Annotated in this window: 15 protein-coding genes; 7 read left to right on the top strand and 8 right to left on the bottom strand. The window is 70.4% G+C overall.

Going from position 1 to position 15,983, the window contains the following annotated elements:
- Window positions 1–43 precede the first annotated feature (43 nt).
- Window positions 44–337 carry a hypothetical protein gene (locus NQV15_RS09700; RefSeq protein ID WP_232399620.1) on the top strand — a complete coding sequence of 98 codons (294 nt, stop codon included), beginning with the start codon at window positions 44–46 and terminating at the stop codon, window positions 335–337.
- Here NQV15_RS09700 and cobA read toward each other — a convergent pair.
- The 4 genes from cobA to NQV15_RS09680 are packed head-to-tail and all read right to left on the bottom strand — an operon-like array spanning window position 303 to window position 4,544.
- Window positions 303–1,505 (bottom strand): uroporphyrinogen-III C-methyltransferase, encoded by a 1,203-nt coding sequence (cobA, locus tag NQV15_RS09695; RefSeq protein ID WP_232399619.1) that lies wholly within the window; start codon window positions 1,503–1,505, stop codon window positions 303–305. The genes NQV15_RS09700 and cobA overlap by 35 nt on opposite strands.
- Window positions 1,502–2,803: a sulfate adenylyltransferase subunit 1 gene (locus NQV15_RS09690; RefSeq protein WP_232399618.1), complete on the bottom strand. Its 1,302-nt coding sequence runs from the start codon at window positions 2,801–2,803 to the stop codon at window positions 1,502–1,504. Before NQV15_RS09690 ends, cobA begins: the two co-directional genes overlap by 4 nt.
- The gene (gene cysD / locus NQV15_RS09685) at window positions 2,803–3,714 is read right to left on the bottom strand and encodes a sulfate adenylyltransferase subunit CysD (protein WP_232399617.1); all 912 of its coding nucleotides are present in this window, start codon (window positions 3,712–3,714) and stop codon (window positions 2,803–2,805) included. The genes NQV15_RS09690 and cysD overlap by 1 nt, the downstream gene beginning before the upstream one ends.
- Before the next feature lie 32 nt (window positions 3,715–3,746).
- The gene (locus NQV15_RS09680; RefSeq protein WP_232399616.1) at window positions 3,747–4,544 is read right to left on the bottom strand and encodes a phosphoadenylyl-sulfate reductase; all 798 of its coding nucleotides are present in this window, start codon (window positions 4,542–4,544) and stop codon (window positions 3,747–3,749) included.
- 225 nt (window positions 4,545–4,769) lie between these two features.
- On the opposite strand from NQV15_RS09680, the gene NQV15_RS09675 reads away from it, so the two are divergent.
- Entirely contained in the window at window positions 4,770–4,913 is a 144-nt protein-coding gene (locus tag NQV15_RS09675) for a GPGG-motif small membrane protein (RefSeq protein WP_232399615.1), read from the top strand.
- A gap of 66 nt (window positions 4,914–4,979) precedes the next feature.
- A complete protein-coding gene (locus NQV15_RS09670) occupies window positions 4,980–5,603 on the top strand; it encodes an L-threonylcarbamoyladenylate synthase (protein ID WP_232399614.1) in 624 nt (207 codons plus the stop codon).
- Between the two features lie 18 nt (window positions 5,604–5,621).
- Here the strand turns inward: NQV15_RS09670 and NQV15_RS09665 are convergent, their stop codons facing one another.
- The 4 genes from NQV15_RS09665 to NQV15_RS09650 are packed head-to-tail and all read right to left on the bottom strand — an operon-like array spanning window position 5,622 to window position 9,328.
- The gene (locus tag NQV15_RS09665) at window positions 5,622–6,782 is read right to left on the bottom strand and encodes an MFS transporter (RefSeq protein ID WP_232399814.1); all 1,161 of its coding nucleotides are present in this window, start codon (window positions 6,780–6,782) and stop codon (window positions 5,622–5,624) included.
- Window positions 6,783–6,818: 36 nt separating this feature from the next.
- Window positions 6,819–7,748, bottom strand: a complete 930-nt coding sequence (locus NQV15_RS09660; RefSeq protein WP_232399613.1) for a DNA-3-methyladenine glycosylase family protein — start codon at window positions 7,746–7,748, stop codon at window positions 6,819–6,821.
- 31 nt (window positions 7,749–7,779) lie between these two features.
- Window positions 7,780–8,388 carry a DnaJ family domain-containing protein gene (locus NQV15_RS09655; RefSeq protein WP_232399612.1) on the bottom strand — a complete coding sequence of 203 codons (609 nt, stop codon included), beginning with the start codon at window positions 8,386–8,388 and terminating at the stop codon, window positions 7,780–7,782.
- Between the two features lie 46 nt (window positions 8,389–8,434).
- Window positions 8,435–9,328 carry a hypothetical protein gene (locus NQV15_RS09650; protein WP_232399611.1) on the bottom strand — a complete coding sequence of 298 codons (894 nt, stop codon included), beginning with the start codon at window positions 9,326–9,328 and terminating at the stop codon, window positions 8,435–8,437.
- Window positions 9,329–9,381: 53 nt separating this feature from the next.
- On the opposite strand from NQV15_RS09650, the gene NQV15_RS09645 reads away from it, so the two are divergent.
- Genes NQV15_RS09645 through NQV15_RS09630 form a run of 4 tightly spaced genes read left to right on the top strand, consistent with a single transcriptional unit; the run spans window position 9,382 to window position 15,929 of the window.
- Window positions 9,382–10,623 (top strand): LssY C-terminal domain-containing protein, encoded by a 1,242-nt coding sequence (locus NQV15_RS09645; RefSeq protein WP_232399610.1) that lies wholly within the window; start codon window positions 9,382–9,384, stop codon window positions 10,621–10,623.
- Complete coding sequence (locus NQV15_RS09640; protein ID WP_232399609.1) at window positions 10,620–11,294, top strand: DUF998 domain-containing protein; 675 nt, start codon at window positions 10,620–10,622, stop codon at window positions 11,292–11,294. Before NQV15_RS09645 ends, NQV15_RS09640 begins: the two co-directional genes overlap by 4 nt.
- Window positions 11,291–14,674, top strand: coding sequence for a bifunctional lysylphosphatidylglycerol synthetase/lysine--tRNA ligase LysX (gene lysX, locus NQV15_RS09635; RefSeq protein ID WP_232399608.1), 3,384 nt, complete (start codon window positions 11,291–11,293; stop codon window positions 14,672–14,674). The genes NQV15_RS09640 and lysX overlap by 4 nt, the downstream gene beginning before the upstream one ends.
- Window positions 14,675–14,678: 4 nt before the next feature.
- Window positions 14,679–15,929, top strand: a complete 1,251-nt coding sequence (locus NQV15_RS09630) for an amino acid permease (RefSeq protein ID WP_232399607.1) — start codon at window positions 14,679–14,681, stop codon at window positions 15,927–15,929.
- Window positions 15,930–15,983: the final 54 nt, after the last annotated feature.

The following is a 15,983-nucleotide window of genomic DNA, read 5'->3' as shown; positions in this document are numbered from 1 at the left end:
GCGCGGTGCTAGCGTCGGCTCACGACCGACCCACGGAGTCGACATGAATCTCGCTGAGCTCATGGACAACGTCTCGAAGCCCTATGCGCTCCATGTGGATGAGCACGGCGAACGCCTGGTGGCGATGCGACTCGCTGATGACTGGGAGGTCGGATTCCGGCTCCACCGCCGCGGTTCGGATCGCTCCTGGAGCGTCCTGGAGATCGCGGTCCGCCCGCACGGCGAGGACGCGTCCATCTCCGGCAACGACATGCGCGAGCTGCCGATGGCGGCGCTGATCGACGAGGCACGCCGGCTGGCGATCAAGAGCGCGCGGCCCAGGCCGGCGACAACCTGACGACGTCTCCGATCACGGTGATGGCCGGGGATGTCGCCCCGGCGGCCTCGGCCGCGCCCGGCAGCGTCTCCAGCGTCCCCACCGTGACCCGCTGGGTGGGGGAGAAGCCGCGTTCGATGATGGCCGCCGGAGTCTCGGGCGGGTGCCCGGAGGCCACCAGCTGCGCGCACGTCTCGGCCAAGCGCTTGACGCCCATCAGCATCACCAGCGTGTGAGCCCCCGTGTGGGGCAGGTCGCCGATGTCCTCGTGCGCCGTGACCACCGAGAACCCGCGGGCGACACCTCGGTGGGTCACCGGGATGCCGGCGGCGGCCGCCACCGAGACGGCACTGGTGACGCCCGGCACGACCTCGACAGGGACGCCGGCGTCACGGCAGGCGATCAGCTCCTCGCCGCCACGCCCGAACACGTAGGGATCGCCGCCCTTGAGCCGCACCACGATCTTGCCCTGCTTCGCCCGGTCCACGAGGATCGCGTTGATCTCGTGCTGGGGGATCGGGTGGTGATCGGGCATCTTGCCCACGTCGACGACCTCGACATCATCGTCCAGCTCGGCCAGCAGGCTGTGCGGGGCGAGCCGGTCGATCACGACGACATCCGCCTCGGCCAGCAGGCGCCGGCCGCGGGTGGTCAGGAGACCCGGGTCGCCGGGACCGCCGCCGACCAGCGCCACGAAGCCGTCCGGGTGGTGGGTGCGGTGGCGCATGGGCAGCTCGCCGGACTGCAGGGCCGCGGCCACCCCGTCACGCAGCGCGGTGGCCCGGCGGGCATCACCGCCGCCGCTGACCGCCACCAGGACGTCGTCGACCTGGGCGACGGCGGGTGCCCAGGCCGTCGCGTGCTCCGGGTCGCCCCCCTTCAGGCACCAGATCTGGGCCGCCTCGGCGTCGGCGGCCACCACGCCGTCGACGGGGGAGTCGGTGGCGGTCTGCACCAGCCAGGCGCCGGCGAGGTCACCCGAGACGTAGCCACGGTCGATCCACTCCACGTCGCCCCGCCCGATCGACGACGCGAGGGAGTCCGACACGTCCGGCGACACGACGACGACCCGTGCGCCGGCCTCGACGAGCGCGAGCGCGCGCCGGGTGGCCACGTGCCCACCGCCCACGACCACGACGCGACGGCCGGCGACACGCAGGGTCAGCGGAAGGCTTCCTGCGGACGTCATGCAGGCGCTGGCTGGGCGCCCACCGCAGCGACGGTGTCCAGCAGGGCGTCTCCGACCATCCCGGCGGCCAGGGTGCCACCGTCCTGGGCGTCGATCAGGAGGAAGGCGCCGGTGTCGCGCGAGTGCAGGTACTCCTCGGCGGGGATCGGCGCCGCGAGACGAAGGGTCACGTGACCGATGTCGTTGAGCCCGAGCGAGTCGGCCGGCAGGAGCCGGGCATAGTCCAGATCGAGCTTGCCGCCGAGCGCGCGGACCATCGCCTGCACCGTCCGTGTGCCGTGCTTGAGCAGCACCTTCGTGCCCGGCACCAAGGCGTGGTCGGCGAGCCAGGCCACCGTGCCCTCGATGTCCTGCGTCACCGGCGGGACGCTGCGCGAGGTGACGATCAGATCGCCACGGGAGATGTCGATGTCGTCGGCCAGCCGGATGGTGACCGACTGCGGTGCGAATGCCTCCTCGAGCTGGTCGCCGGCGAAGTCGATGCCAGTGACCGTGCTGGTGCGGCCGCTGGGCTGCACCGTGACGGCGTCGCCGACCCGGACCAGCCCGGAGGTGATCTGGCCGGCGTACCCGCGGTAGTCGCGGAACTCGTCGCCGGCCGCCTGCTGGGGGCGGATCACGAGCTGCACGGGCAGGCGCAGCGGCTCGGAGTGCGGGCTGCCGACGGGGGAGAGCTGCTCGAGATAGCTCAGCAGGCTCGGTCCGTCGTACCAGGGCGTGCGGGTCGAGCGGTCGACGACGTTGTCGCCGTTCAGTGCCGACACCGGGATCGTGGCGACGTCGAACAGGCCCAGGCTGCGGGCGGATGCGAGCACCTCGTCGGACACGCGGGTGTACGTGGCCTCGTCGAAGTCGACCAGGTCGATCTTGTTGACGACCACGACGACGTGCGGGACGCGCAGCAGCGACGCGACGGCCAGGTGGCGCCGCGTCTGCTCCTGGATGCCGTGGCGCACGTCGACCAGCAGCACCACGACATCGGCCGTGCTGGCGCCCGTGACGGTGTTGCGGGTGTACTGCACGTGGCCGGGGCAGTCGGCCAGGATGAACGACCGCTCGGACGTCGCGAAGTACCGGTAGGCCACGTCGATCGTGATGCCCTGCTCACGCTCGGAGCGCAGGCCGTCCGTTAGCAGCGCCAGATCGGCCGAGGCCAGTCCGCGGTCGCGGCTGACCCGCTCGACGGCGTCGAACTGGTCGGCGAGGACCGACTTGGAGTCGTAGAGCAACCGGCCCACGAGCGTCGACTTCCCGTCGTCGACCGAACCGGCGGTGGCCAGGCGAAGCAGCGTCCGCATCAGAAGTAGCCCTCTTTCTTGCGATCTTCCATGGCGGCCTCGGAGGCTCGGTCGTCTGCGCGGGTCGCGCCCCGCTCGGTCAGGCGGGTCGCGGCGACCTCGACGATGACGTCCTCGACAGTCGTGGCGTCGCTCTCGACGGCGCCGGTGCACGACATGTCGCCGACCGTGCGGTAGCGGACCTGGCGCTTCGAGGTGACCTCGCCATCGCGGGGCATCGAGACCTCGCTGACGGCGATCAGCATGCCGTCGCGCTCGAACACCTCACGCTGGTGGGCGTAGTAGAGCTCGGGCAGCGCGATGTTCTCCGCGGCGATGTACTGCCACACGTCCAGCTCGGTCCAGTTGCTGATCGGGAAGACGCGGACGTGCTCGCCGGGACGGTGGCGGCCGTTGTACAGGTTCCACAGCTCGGGACGCTGGTTGCGGGGATCCCACTGGCCGAACTCGTCGCGCAGGCTGAAGACCCGCTCCTTGGCGCGGGCCTTCTCCTCGTCGCGGCGGCCGCCGCCGAAGACCGCGTCGAACTTGTTGCCCGTGATGCCGTCGAGCAGGGGCTGCGTCTGCAGCTGGTTGCGGGTGCCGTCGCTGCGTTCGCGCAACCGGCCGTCGTCGATGTAGTCCTGCACCGAGACGACCTCGAGGCGCAGGCCGAGCCGCTCCACCGTGGCGTCGCGGAAGGCCAGGACCTCGGGGAAGTTGTGCCCGGTGTCGACGTGCATGACCGGGAACGGCACGGGGGCCGGCCAGAAGGCCTTGGTCGCCAGGTGCAGCATCACGACCGAGTCCTTGCCGCCGGAGAACAGCAGCACGGGCCGCTCGAACTCGGCGGCCACCTCGCGGATGATGTGGATCGCCTCGGACTCCAGCCACTGCAGCTGGGTGAGACGGCGTTCGTCAGTCAGGGTCATCGGTGCCTTCGGAAGGGGTGGATCGGGAAGGGTCAGGTGTTGTGCAGGCCGCACTCGGTCTTGTCCAGACCGGCCCAGCGACCCGCGCGGGGGTCCTCGCCGGGGAGGACGCGTCGTGTGCACGTCGCGCAGCCGATCGACGGGTACCCGTCATTCACGAGCGGGTTGACGATGACGCCGTGGTCGTCGGCGTAGGCGAGCAGGTCGTCGAACGTCCAGGCAGCGAGCGGGTTGACCTTGACCAGCCCGTTCTTCTCGTCCCAGGTGATGAACGGCGTGTCGGCGCGGGTCGGGCCCTCGTCGCGCCGCACGCCGGTGATCCACGCCTCGTACCCCTGGAGGGTCGCGTGCAGGGGCTCGACCTTGCGCATCTGGCAGCACAGCGCCGGATCGCGCTCGTAGAGGCGTTCGCCGAACTCTGCGTCCTGCTCCGCGACGGTGCGCGCTGGTGTGACGTCGACGATGGACAGACGCATGGACGACTCGACCGCGTCGCGGGTGCCGATCGTCTCGGCGAAGTGGTAGCCCGTCTCGAGGAAGAGCGTGTCGACCCACGGCAGGTGCTTGGCCACCACATCGGGCAGCACCGCATCAGCCATCGAGCACGCGACCGCGGTCCGGTAGCCGAACTCCTCGGCGACCCACGCCAGGACGGTGTCGCAGTCGGTGTCGGCCAGGCGCGCCTGGGCCTTCTCGGCGATCGTCCGCAGCTCGTCGCTGCTGCGCCTCGGGTCGAGCATCCCCTCGCGGTCCGCGAGGTGTGCCGTGCGCTCCCGGTCGTGTGCAATCTGCTGCTCGCGCCGCTGGGCCAACGTCAAGACTTCGGTCATGTGTCGGCACCTCTTCGGGACGGGGGATCGTCCCGCTCAGACTAGGTCCCCGTCTGCCGCCCGTCCGTGATCGTTTTCGGGCGTCCGCATGCCGGAACGAATACCCGTGAGCCAGGTCACATCACGTTCGATTGAAGCGATTCAAATAAATGTGTTTGAAGAATGTGAGGTCCGGGTACCCGGCTTCGCGGTGGCCACCGCCACCAACGGAGAGAGGGAGTATTCATGGCGTTCATTCTGTGGATCATCGCAGTTGCCATTGCCATCTACGGAATCCTGCGCCTCGTGCGCGGAGACATCCTGATCGGCATCATCTTGCTGATCGTCGCCGCGGCCGTCGGACCCGGCGGCTACAGCATCTTCAAATGACCTGAGACGAAGGGCCGCACCTCGGTGCGGCCCTTCGTCATGTCCAGAAGACGTAGGCTTCGTCCCATGGCGCGATTCATCGACATCCACCCCGAGAACCCGCAGCAGCGCGCGGTCGACCAGGCCACGGCCATCTTGCAGGACGGCGGCCTGATTGCCTACCCGACCGACTCGGGCTATGCCCTCGGCGCACAGATCGGCAACAAGGATGCGCTCGACCGGATCAAGGCGATCCGCGCGCTCGACGACAAGCACCACTTCACGCTGGTGTGCAAGGACTTCTCCCAGATGGGCCAGTTCGTCCAGGTCGACAACTCGATCTTCCGCGCCGTGAAGAACGCCACCCCCGGTCCGTACACGTTCATCCTCCCGGCGACGCGAGAGGTCCCGCGCCGGTTGCTGCACGACAAGAAGAAGACCGTGGGCGTTCGCATTCCCGAGAGCAAGATCGTCAGCGCGCTGCTGGCCTCGCTGGGCGAGCCGATCTTGTCGACCACGTTGATCCTGCCCGGCCAGACCGATGCCATGACGGCTGCGTGGGAGATCGCCGAGGAGCTCGACGGCCAGATCGACGCCGTCATCGAGTCGGGGGTCGACGTCATCCCCGAGCCGACCACGGTGATCGATTTCTCGGACGGCTCCGCCAAGGTCGTCCGTGTCGGCGCAGGGGATCCCACCCCGTTCGAGTGAGCCCGAGTCCGGCCGGCTTCAGCGCCCCCTGACCCGCCCCGAGACCAGCACACCGGGCACCGTCACCGCGATGACGCCGACCCCGACGAGCATGAGCTCGGTGGGGGAGAGGGCCTTGAGCGTCAGGGTGCTGAGCAACGGTGCCGCGAAGCCCAGGTACGTCAGGCTGTAGAAGATGGCATTGAGCGTGCCCAGGTCGTCCGGGTGCGCGAGCCGCTCGACCGTCGTCAGCCCGCCCACGAGCACCAGGCCGTAGCCGATACCGAGCAGGACGGCGGTCGGGACCAGGAGCCAGGCAGCGCCGGTGCGGGCCAGGGCCACCCCGACGAGAAGTCCGACAGCGGATGCGGCGAGCCCCGCGGTGACGATGACTCGTGGGTTGCCCAGACGTCGTCCCAGCGGCTGGATCGCGACGCCGGTCCATAACGTCAGTCCGGCCAGGGACCCGGTGACGGCGATCGGCGCGACGTCGATCTGGACGAAGGTGGGCAGGGTGGCGAAGCTGGTGGACGCGGCGCCGAAGACCCAGGGCGCCGTGAGGGCGACGCCCAGCACGAACGGACGGCTGCGCAGCGCCTGCCAGACCTCGACGCTGCGGCGGGACGTACGGCGGCCGGCGACCGTGGGCGGCTCGGGGGCACCCCACGCGATGGCCGCGACCACCATCATCAGGGCCAGGTGTGGCACATAGGGCAGGACCGTGGGGGCGGGCAGCCACTGCGCGACGACTCCTGCGACGAGCGGCCCCGATCCGAACCCGGCCGACAGTGCCAGCGTCGCGCGGCGGGCACCGGTTCCGGACGCGCCGACGGACATCTCCTTGACCCAGGCCGTGCCCGGCGCGAAGGCGGCACCGGAGGCGACACCCGCCAGCAGGCGCCCGATCAGCAGCAGCACCAGGGAGCCCTGCGCGAGCACCAGCACCAAGGTCGCGATGACCGACAGCACGAGCACCGGACGCATGACCGCGCGCCGGCCGATCCGGTCCGAGACCGGCCCGACGATCAGCAGGGCGGGGATCAGGCCCAGCGCGTAGGCGCCGAACAGGGCGGTGACCGCCTCGGTCGAGAACCCGTCCTCGGCGCGGTACACCAGCAGCATCGCGGCGAACTGGTTGGCGCCCCAGCCGACGGCGAACATCGCGGCCGCGACGCGCAGCCAGGCCGGCAGACGGGACATCACCCCCGACACCCTAGGTGGAGCGCAAGCGGGCCGTCAGATGTGACGGTGATCGACGCGCGCCATGCGGGGGCCGCGGCGGTCCCTGGCGGCCAGCGGGCTGAGCTGCACGAGCCGCACCACACGGAACCGGTGACCGCGCCACGGCTCGAGCAGCGTCGCCAGCTCCGCATCGTCGATGCGCCGGCCGATCAGCGCGGTGCCGGTGTCCTTGGCGACGTGGAAGTCGCCGAAGGGGACGGCGTCGGCGTCCCCGAGCGCGCGGTACCCGACCTCGGCCGCCGTCCAGACGCCCACGCCGGGGATGCTGCGCATGGCCCGGTAGACCGCGGCGTCATCGCCCGACTCGGCGAGCCGTTCGAGCTGCGCGGCGACCTTGGCGCTGGCCTGTGCCGCGCGGGCCCGGCGGGGATCGACGCCGGCGAGGTGCCACTCCCACGACGGGATCGCAGCCCAGTGCTCGGCGTCCGGTGTCACCAGCATGCCCTCGGGTGCGGGCCCCGGGGCGGCCTCGCCGAAACGTCGCAGGAGGCGACGTTGGGCGGCGAAGGCGTCGATGCCGAGCACCTTCTGCTCGATGATCGCCGGGATCAGTGCCTCGAGCACGCGTCCGGTTCGCGGCACGCGCAGGCCTGGGAACCGGCGGACGCCGTCGGCCAGCAGCGGGTGCCGAGGCTCGAAGGAGGTCGGGTCGTCCTCGGCGCCGATCAGCTGGGGGACACGTTCGATCAGCTCGTCGCTCCCGGGTCCCCACGCCTGGGCGCGCACGTGGGTGGCGCTGCGGGGCTCGATCGCATAGGTCACCGGCCCGGTGGCCATGCGGCTGGTGCGCCAGATGCGTGATCCGTCCCTGCGGAAGGTGGGATCACCCGGGCCTCGGCGCAGCAACGACAACGTCAGGTACACGTTGACGGGGGAGGTGACGTGGACGTCCCGGGTCACCGGATCGGACAGGGTTGATCTCACGCCTCAAGAGTGCCAGCCGGCACCCACAACATCACCGGGATCGCCGGGAGCGGCCCATCCGGCGCCACCACGGCGGGGGAGCATTGGCCGCCTCGGCTGCGCGGATCTCGGCGAGGCGGGCCTTCTGTGTCGCGACCCGCTCGGTCCGGCGCCGGTGCCACGCCGCGACCTCCTCGTCGGCGTCGCGCAGGGCGGTGATGACCGGAGGACCACCCTGGAGCTGGCGGCGTGCCTCGATGACCCGCGCGTTGAAGTCCTCGATCGCCTCGCGCACGCCCGTCGGTGTCGTGATGCGGTCGAGCGTCGTCTCCAGCTCCGCGTCCTCCTTGCGCAGCGCGAGCGCCGGGTGCAGGACGCTGATGCGTTCGCGCTCGATCAGCTGCTTGACCCACCAGTCCGGGTCGTGGGGGCGGTCGATCCCCTTGATCGGCTTGCCGGCACCGGGAAGGTCGTCGAACTCACCGCGCGCGATGGCCTGCTGGATCTGCATGTCGACCCACTGCGCCTGGTGCTCCGCCCGGAGGGCCCGCTGCGCGGCGTCGTCGGGTGCCTCGTCGCCGCCCTCGGACGAGGATGCGGCGGCAGCCTCTGCCTCCAGGCGCATGCGGTACTCGTGCCGCATGCGGTCTCCGGCGCTCATCAGGGCTGCACCTCCTGTCGTCCGTCCAGTCTACGAGCGGAGACAATCAGCTGTCGGAGTCGCGGAGCCCCGTGTCCGAGAGGTCGGTCTCCACCTCGCCGTGCCTGGCGAGGCTGACCGCGCCCACGAGCGCGAGCACGAAACCGATGAACGCGACCGCACCCCAACCGGGACGCGGCTGGTCGCCGAGGAGCGCGAGCCCGACCAGGGCGGGGGCGACTGTCTCGCCCACGACCATCGGCGCGGTCGCTTGGGTGACGCTGCCACGTTGCAGTGCGATCGAGTACGACAGGATCGCGACCGCGCCGCCGACGACGAGGGCGTATGTCACGGGGCTGGCGAGCAGGGGACCGACCTCACCGCCGATGTGCTGCGGCGACAGATTGCCCGGCAGCATCCGCGAGGCGACCGCCGTGACGCCGTAGCCCAGTCCTGCGACGGCCCCCAGCGCAGTGGCGCCGCGACCTCCGCCAAGACGTGCGAGCGGGATGGCCAGAACGGCCAGGAGCGCGGCCGCCACGAGCACGCCCCACTCCTCGGCGCGACCCACGTCGACGCTGCGGTCCTCGGTCGCGGAGGCGCCGACCAGCGCTAGGCCGACCACCACGACCGCCAGGCCGATCCGGTCCGCGCGCAGCAGTCGCATCCGCAGGAAGACGGCCCCGAGAATCGCCGTGACGGCCAGCGAGCTCGCCACGACCGACTGCACCACGAACAGCGGCAGCGAGCGGACCGCGACGAGGCTGAGCACGAATCCCAGGGCATCCACGCAGAGGCCGAGGAGGTAGGGCCAGGACTTGAGCAACCGGACGACGAGCCGCGGATCCAGGCCTTCCACGGCGGCCGTGCGACGCGTCGCGACAGCCTCGAGGACGGAGGCGACGCCGTAGCAGAGCGCCGCTCCCGCTGCAGCGAGCAGACCGGCGAGCACATCCTCCACGGTAGGGGATGAGGACTCTGCCGCACGTGGTCCGAGACGGCCACCGTGGGTACATGGTCCCTGAGGGCAGTGCCACCGGACCGTCGAGCACGGTGCTGGACGGCTGGTTCTTCGCGCTGTCGGCGGTCGTTGGACTCTGGTTCTCGTACGTGCTGCTGCGCGACGGACTGCATCCGGGCTGGCCGACGCTGCTGCTGGTCGTGTTCTGGATCTTCTTCAGCTATCTCGTGCTGCCCCGCCTGCACCGCATCCTGACGGCGATCTACCTGCCCGACTACTTCATCGGTCGTACCCGCACCAGCGACGGGCTGCTGGGGGACCCGGTCAACCTGGGGCTGCTGGGTCGGGAGGGCCAGGTCCACACGGCGCTGTCGACAGCGGGCTGGACATTGGCCGACCCAGTGGACCTCCGATCGTCGGTGAAGATCGTCCTCAGCGTCCTGCGCGGACGCAGCTATGCCGCAGCGCCGGTGAGCCCCCTGCACCTGTTCGACCGCCAGCAGGACTTCGCCTACGAGCAGGAGGTGCGTGGCAGCCCGTCGAAGCGCCACCACGTCCGCTTCTGGCGCTGTCCCGACGGGTGGCTGCTGCCGGGTGGATTCCGCTCCGACTGGATGGCGGCCGCGACGTTCGACAGCCGTGTCGGCCTCAGCCTGTTCACGTTGCAGGTCACGCACCACATCGACGAGAACACCGATGTCGAGCGAGACTTCGTGGTCGACTCGGTCCGGTCGGCGCTGCCCGGTGCGTCCGTGTCGATGATCAAGAACTTCTCGTCCGGGTACCACCACGTCAACGGGGGCGGCGACCGGATTCGCACCGACGGTGACCTGCCGATCCTGGACGTCCGTGTGGCGCCGACGGGCCCCGACCCCGTGAAGGGCCAGCAGCCGGCGCCGCGGTGGCCTTCGTCCGTGCTGATCGGTGCGGGCGTCGCCCTGGCCCGCGGCACGGGATACGTCATCGCGGTCCTGGGTCTGGCGCTGGACAGCGATGCGTCCCAGCGCGCCCTGGCAGCGTTCCTGGTGATCGCCGCGGCCGTCGACGCCGTGCTGGCCGTGGGCATCCTGGCGGGCCGCAACTGGGCCCGGCTGCTGCTGATGACCTTCTGCTCGGTGACAGCTCTGGCGGCCATGGCCGACTGGGTCACCGGCGACGGCCGGCCCGATGAGTTCCACGGACTGCTCACCGTCGGTGGCAGCGTCCTGGTGATCCTGGCCCTGTCCGCACCTGCTGCGCGCGAGTACGCCGAGGACGTCCGTGCCGAGGCGTCCACCGCGGCGAGCGCCTCATGAGTGGCCGTGTGAGCCGGCGTGGGGCGATCCTGATCATCATCGGCGTCCTCGCCGGGGCTGCGTACTCGAGCTTCGTGCTCGACTGGGTGCTGCGCGGGTTCGAGGGCATGAGCGAGGTCGTCAGCCAGCTGGCAGCGCCGGGCGCTCCGCACGCGACGCTGTCACGCATGATGGACCTGCTCTGTGCTGCGCTGGTCCTGGTGCTGCTGCCATACGTGGGTGCGGCGATGCCGCCACGTCCGATGCGCACCGTCGTGCTCATCAGCACGCTTCTCTTCGCGGTCGGTGCCGCGGCAGCCGCCGTGGTCACCGCGCCATGCAGCGAAGGAACCGTGTGCGACTCGGCCGCGGACCGCTCCCAGAGCGTCCTGCACAACGCCCTCTCCACCGCCTCGGACGTCGGCCTGTACATCGGGATGGCCGCAGCCTGGGCAGCGACCCGGCGCACCGGCCCCGGTTGGTTCCACCGCTGCGCGTGGTGGCTGTTCTGGGGGTCCGGCCTGGTCGCGGGAGCACTGATGGGCCTGTCCGTCGTCGCCGACTGGCCGGAGTGGGCGCTGGCCACCAGTCAGCGACTGCACATCGCGGGCATGAGCGCATGGCTCGTGTGCCTAGGCATGTTCGCGTCGGTCCAGCCGGACCGCGCGTCCCGAGCAGGAGGATCGCCATGACCGACACCACCGCACCCGGCGAGAAGCGCACGCACGAGCCGCCCGACACAGACCGGAGCTCCGGCTCAAAGCTGCCCGTGATGCGGCGTCCCGCTGACGACGGCTGGCCGGACCGCTTCGCCGGCGTGATGTTCCTGTTCGGCGTCTTCACGGTGATCGTCACCCTGGTCCCGCCGTGGCGGCGCTACTTTGCCCACTACGACGACCCGTTGTCATTGCTGACCATCCCGGTCGTGCCGAGCCTGGTGTACGCCGCGTTGCTGCTGGTCACCGGCGTCGGGCTGCGTCGTCGGCTGAGGGCGGCGTGGTGGCTCGGAGTCATCTGGTGGCTCGGAGTTCCTGAGATCGGCCGGATCGAGGAGATCGCGGAAGGGGACAACGTCGTGCTGGCCTCGCTGGGCCTGGTGCTGGTCGGCACGGTCATCGTCCTGGCCGTGCGCGTGCGGCCACAGTTCGTCGCACGTCGTGTGTCGGGCAGCCTGCTCACGGCCGTCGTGGTGTTCCTGGGCGGGGGACTGGTGATGGTGCTCGGCGGCGCCGCGCTGGTCAGCGCGGCCGGACGGTCGCCGGGGTTCGGCGACTCGACGGTCTACGTCTTCGACTCGATGCTGCTCGACCTGGGCCGCACCGGGTTCGACACGTCGGCGACGGCGCCGTGGTGGGTGCGGATGGTGATCGGTCTGGTGGGGGCGGTGGTCGTCCTGAGCGCAACGGTGATCCTGTTCCGCGCGCCGCGCGGCACCCGCACGTTGGAGGTCGCGGACGAGGCGCGGGTCCGAGCCCTGCTGCGCGACTTCGGCGAACACGACTCCCTTGGCTACTTCGCGACGCGACGCGACAAGGCGGTCGTGTGGGACACCGGGCAGGTGGACACTGCCAGAGCAGGCGTCTCCTACCGCGTGGTCGGCTCCGTGAGCCTGGCCAGTGGCAACCCCGTGGGAGACCCCGCCTACTGGCCCGACGCGTTGTCCAGGTGGCGTGCGGAGGCGCGGTCGAACGGCTGGTCCCTGGCCGTGATGGGTGCGGGCCGTGAGGGCGCGGTGGCGTACGCCGACGCGGGCCTGTCGCTGCTGGACATCGGGGACGAGGCGATCGTCGACATGGCGAGCTTCTCGCTCAACGGGCCGGGCATGAAGGGTGTGCGCCAGCCGGTCACGCGACTGACCAGACGCGGCTACACCACTCGGGTCGTGCGGCACGCAAGCCTGACCGACACGGACTTCGCGGCCCTCGGCGAGGCAGCCGCGTCGTGGCGCGGTGACGGTGGGGACGAGCGGGGTTTCTCGATGGCACTCGGACGGCTGGGGGACCCGCTGGACGAGGCGTGCGTGCTGGTGGAGACCCGCGACCGCGACGGCCGGCTCCGCGGGTTCCTGAGCTTCGTGCCCTGGGGACGCACCGGCCTCTCGCTGGACCTGATGCGGCGCGACCCGTCCGCGGACAACGGGGTCGTGGAGCTCATGGTGGCCGCCTTGGCCGGCGAGGCGGCGACATTCGGCATCGGGCTGGTGTCGCTGAACTTCGCGATGTTCCGCGAGGCGTTCGCCCGCGGCGCCGAGATCGGAGCCGGACCGGTGGCCCGCCTGTGGCGTCAAAGCCTGCTCATCGCCAGCAAGAACTGGGAGCTGGAATCCCTGTACCGCTCGAATGCGAAGTACCAGCCGGACTGGCAGCCGCGCTACATGGGCTACGAGTACGCCTCGGACCTGCCGCGGGTCGGCACGGCGGCCGGCAGCGCGGAGGGGTTCCTCGTCGCGCCGACCATCGCGAGCCTGCGCCACCGGCGCGGTGCCCCGGACGGTCTGCGCACGGGGGACACCGAGCACGCAGCAGCCGTCCGGGCGCTGATCCCGCCGGCACCCGACGTCGTGGCCGAGGCCATCTCGACCGAGCACCTGCCCGAGCAGATGCGCGTCCGCCGAGAGAAGCTGGACCAGATCCGCGCCAGCGGCGTCGACCCCTATCCGGTGACGGCCCCGCGCACCCACACGCTCGCGGAGGTCCGCGCCCTCGCCGGGGACGGCCTGCCGCCCGACACGCTGACCGGCATCACGGTCTCGGTCGTGGGACGGGTCCTGCTCAAGCGGGACATGGGGCACATCGGCTTCGCGGCGCTGCGCGACGGCAGCGGCGACCTGCAGGTGATGGTGGACGCTGAGCACCTGGCGCCCGAGCAGCTGACGTTCTGGGAGCACTCGATCGACCTGGGCGACCACGTGAGCGTCACGGGCGAGGTGATCACCACGCGCCGCGGTGAGCTGTCCGTACGCGCGGCGTCGGTGATGCTGACCAGCAAGTCGCTGCGGCCGTTGCCCGACAAGCACGAAGGGCTGACCGATCCCGATGCGCGGGTGCGGATGCGGTACGTCGACCTCATCGTGCGCCCGGACTCGCGCACCGTCGCGTACCAGCGAACCGCGATCGTGCGCAGCGTCCGCGACTCGCTGCAGGCGCGTGGCTTCACCGAGGTGGAGACACCCATCCTCCAGACCATCCACGGAGGCGCCAATGCGCGACCGTTCGAGACTCACATCAACGCGTACGACATGGACCTGTACCTGCGGATCGCGACCGAGCTGCACCTCAAGCGACTGCTCGTGGGCGGCATGGAGAAGGTCTTCGAGGTGGGTCGCCAGTTCCGCAACGAGGGTGCCGACTTCAAGCACAATCCCGAGTTCACCTCGCTGGAGGTCTACGAGAGCTACGGCGACTACGGCACGATGCGTGTCCTCACCCAGGAGTTGATCCAGGAGGCGGCCACCGCCGTCTACGGATCGCCCATGGCGCGGCGCACGGACCGGGACGGGAAGGTCCAGGAGTACGACCTGTCGGGGCAGTGGCCGGTCAAGACGATCTGCGAGGCGGTCTCGGAGGCGCTGGGCGAGGAGATCACCGCGGACACACCCATCGGCATCCTGCGCAAGCACGCCGACCGGCTGGGGATCGAGCTCGACCTCGACCCGTCCTGGGGATTCGTGCTCGAGGAGATCTACAGCGAGCTGTGCGAGGGGACCACCGTCACCCCGGTCTTCTACACCGACTTCCCCAAGGAGAACGCCCCGCTGACCAGACCGCACCGCCACGACCCGCGGCTCACCGAGAAGTGGGACCTGGTGATCTTCGGCGCCGAGCAGGGGACGGCGTACTCCGAGCTCGTGGACCCCGTCGACCAACGCGAGCGGCTGGTCGCCCAGTCGCTGCTGGCGGCCGCCGGCGACGCCGAGGCGATGCAGGTCGACGAGGACTTCCTCATGGCGCTGGAGTACGGGATGCCGCCCACCGGCGGGATGGGACTGGGCATCGACCGACTGGTGATGAACCTGACGGGCCTCAGCATCAGGGACACGATCCTGTTCCCGCTGGTCAAGCCGCAGCGTTGAGCAGATGACCACCGAGGACGTGAGGTCCGGGGCGCCGAAGGTCTCGGTGCTGACGCTGGCCGGGATGGTCGTCGGGTCCATCGTCGGCGGCGGGGTCTTCACGCTGCCGCAGAACTTCGGCGCGGCGACGGGCGTCCTGGGGGCAGTCATCGCCTGGGTCATTGCAGGGACCGGGATGCTGATGCTGGCCTTCGTCTTCCAGTCGCTGGCGGTGCGCCGCCCGGATCTGGACAACGGCATCTACGTGTACGCGCAGGCGGGTTTCGGCAACTGCCGGATTCAACGTCGCCTGGGGCTACTGGGCCAGCAACGTCGTGGGCAACGTCTTCTACCTGACCTTCGCGATGGCCAGCATCGGCGCCTTCCTGCCGGGACTTGGTCAGGGCAACACGGTGCTGGCCGTGCGTCCTTGTTCGAGGAGGTCAAGGCCACGATGCTCATCACGACCTTCGTGTTCCTGGGGGTCGAGGGGGCCAGCGCCTACTCGAGGCTGGCGCGTCGTCGCGAGGACATCGGCCGGGCCACGGTGCTGGGCTTCGTCAGCACCCTGGCGCTGTTCGCCTCGGTGGCGCTCGTGTCGTACGGCATCCTGCCGCAGAGTCGGCTCGCGCACGCCGAGCAGCCGTCGATGGGCGTCGTGCTGAGGTCCGCCGTGGGGGAGTGGGGCGGGACGATGATCGACGTCGCGGTGATCGTGTCGGTGCTGGGTGCATACCTCGCGTGGACCCTGCTGAACGCCGAGGTGATGTTCGACCCGGCACGGACCGAGATCATGCCGCGGGCGCTCGCCCGCGAGAACAGCAACGGCACGCCCATCGCCGCGCTGGTGACAACCAGCGTCTCGGTGCAGCTGTTCCTCCTGCTCGTCCTGGTCATCGACAACGCACTGGACTTCATGCTCAAGCTCGACACGGCCCTCGCGCTGGTGCCGTACCTGCTCGTGGCGGCGTACGCGTTCAAGCTGACGGTGACCGGGCAGACGTACGACGGGGCCACGACGGAGCGACGACGGCGCGACCAGGTCGTCGCGGCGCTGGCGATCGTGTACGCGGTGTTCCTGTTGTACTCGGCGGGGTCGCGCTACCTCCTGCTCAGCTGCCTGATCTATGCCCCGGGGACGCTGCTGTACCTGCGGGCACGCCGTGAGCGAGGCAAGACGACGCTCACCGCGCCGGAGCTCGGCGTGTGCATCCTGCTGTGGACGCTCGCCGTGCTCGCCGCGGTGCTCCTGGCCACCGGCGCGCTCAAGCTCTGAGCGGGGGGACCGAAGATGAGGGTTTGCGGTAGCTGGGGCAACCCCAACCCCTCA

This window comes from Aeromicrobium wangtongii, assembly GCF_024584515.1.
Taxonomy (GTDB): domain Bacteria; phylum Actinomycetota; class Actinomycetes; order Propionibacteriales; family Nocardioidaceae; genus Aeromicrobium; species Aeromicrobium wangtongii.
Note: the sequence above shows the minus strand (reverse complement) of the source record. Positions and strands in the feature narration are given on the sequence as shown.

Coding starts and splice junctions, on each gene's coding strand:
- NQV15_RS09675 (WP_232399615.1), top strand. CDS start 4,770: ATGGCGTTCATTCTGTGGATCATCGCAGTTGCCATTGCCATCTACGGA.
- lysX (WP_232399608.1), top strand. CDS start 11,291: ATGACCGACACCACCGCACCCGGCGAGAAGCGCACGCACGAGCCGCCC.
- NQV15_RS09700 (WP_232399620.1), top strand. CDS start 44: ATGAATCTCGCTGAGCTCATGGACAACGTCTCGAAGCCCTATGCGCTC.
- NQV15_RS09630 (WP_232399607.1), top strand. CDS start 14,679: ATGACCACCGAGGACGTGAGGTCCGGGGCGCCGAAGGTCTCGGTGCTG.
- NQV15_RS09640 (WP_232399609.1), top strand. CDS start 10,620: ATGAGTGGCCGTGTGAGCCGGCGTGGGGCGATCCTGATCATCATCGGC.
- cobA (WP_232399619.1), bottom strand. CDS start 1,505: ATGACGTCCGCAGGAAGCCTTCCGCTGACCCTGCGTGTCGCCGGCCGT.
- cysD (WP_232399617.1), bottom strand. CDS start 3,714: ATGACCCTGACTGACGAACGCCGTCTCACCCAGCTGCAGTGGCTGGAG.
- NQV15_RS09655 (WP_232399612.1), bottom strand. CDS start 8,388: ATGAGCGCCGGAGACCGCATGCGGCACGAGTACCGCATGCGCCTGGAG.
- NQV15_RS09680 (WP_232399616.1), bottom strand. CDS start 4,544: ATGACCGAAGTCTTGACGTTGGCCCAGCGGCGCGAGCAGCAGATTGCA.
- NQV15_RS09670 (WP_232399614.1), top strand. CDS start 4,980: ATGGCGCGATTCATCGACATCCACCCCGAGAACCCGCAGCAGCGCGCG.
- NQV15_RS09665 (WP_232399814.1), bottom strand. CDS start 6,782: ATGTCCCGTCTGCCGGCCTGGCTGCGCGTCGCGGCCGCGATGTTCGCC.
- NQV15_RS09645 (WP_232399610.1), top strand. CDS start 9,382: ATGGTCCCTGAGGGCAGTGCCACCGGACCGTCGAGCACGGTGCTGGAC.
- NQV15_RS09690 (WP_232399618.1), bottom strand. CDS start 2,803: ATGCGGACGCTGCTTCGCCTGGCCACCGCCGGTTCGGTCGACGACGGG.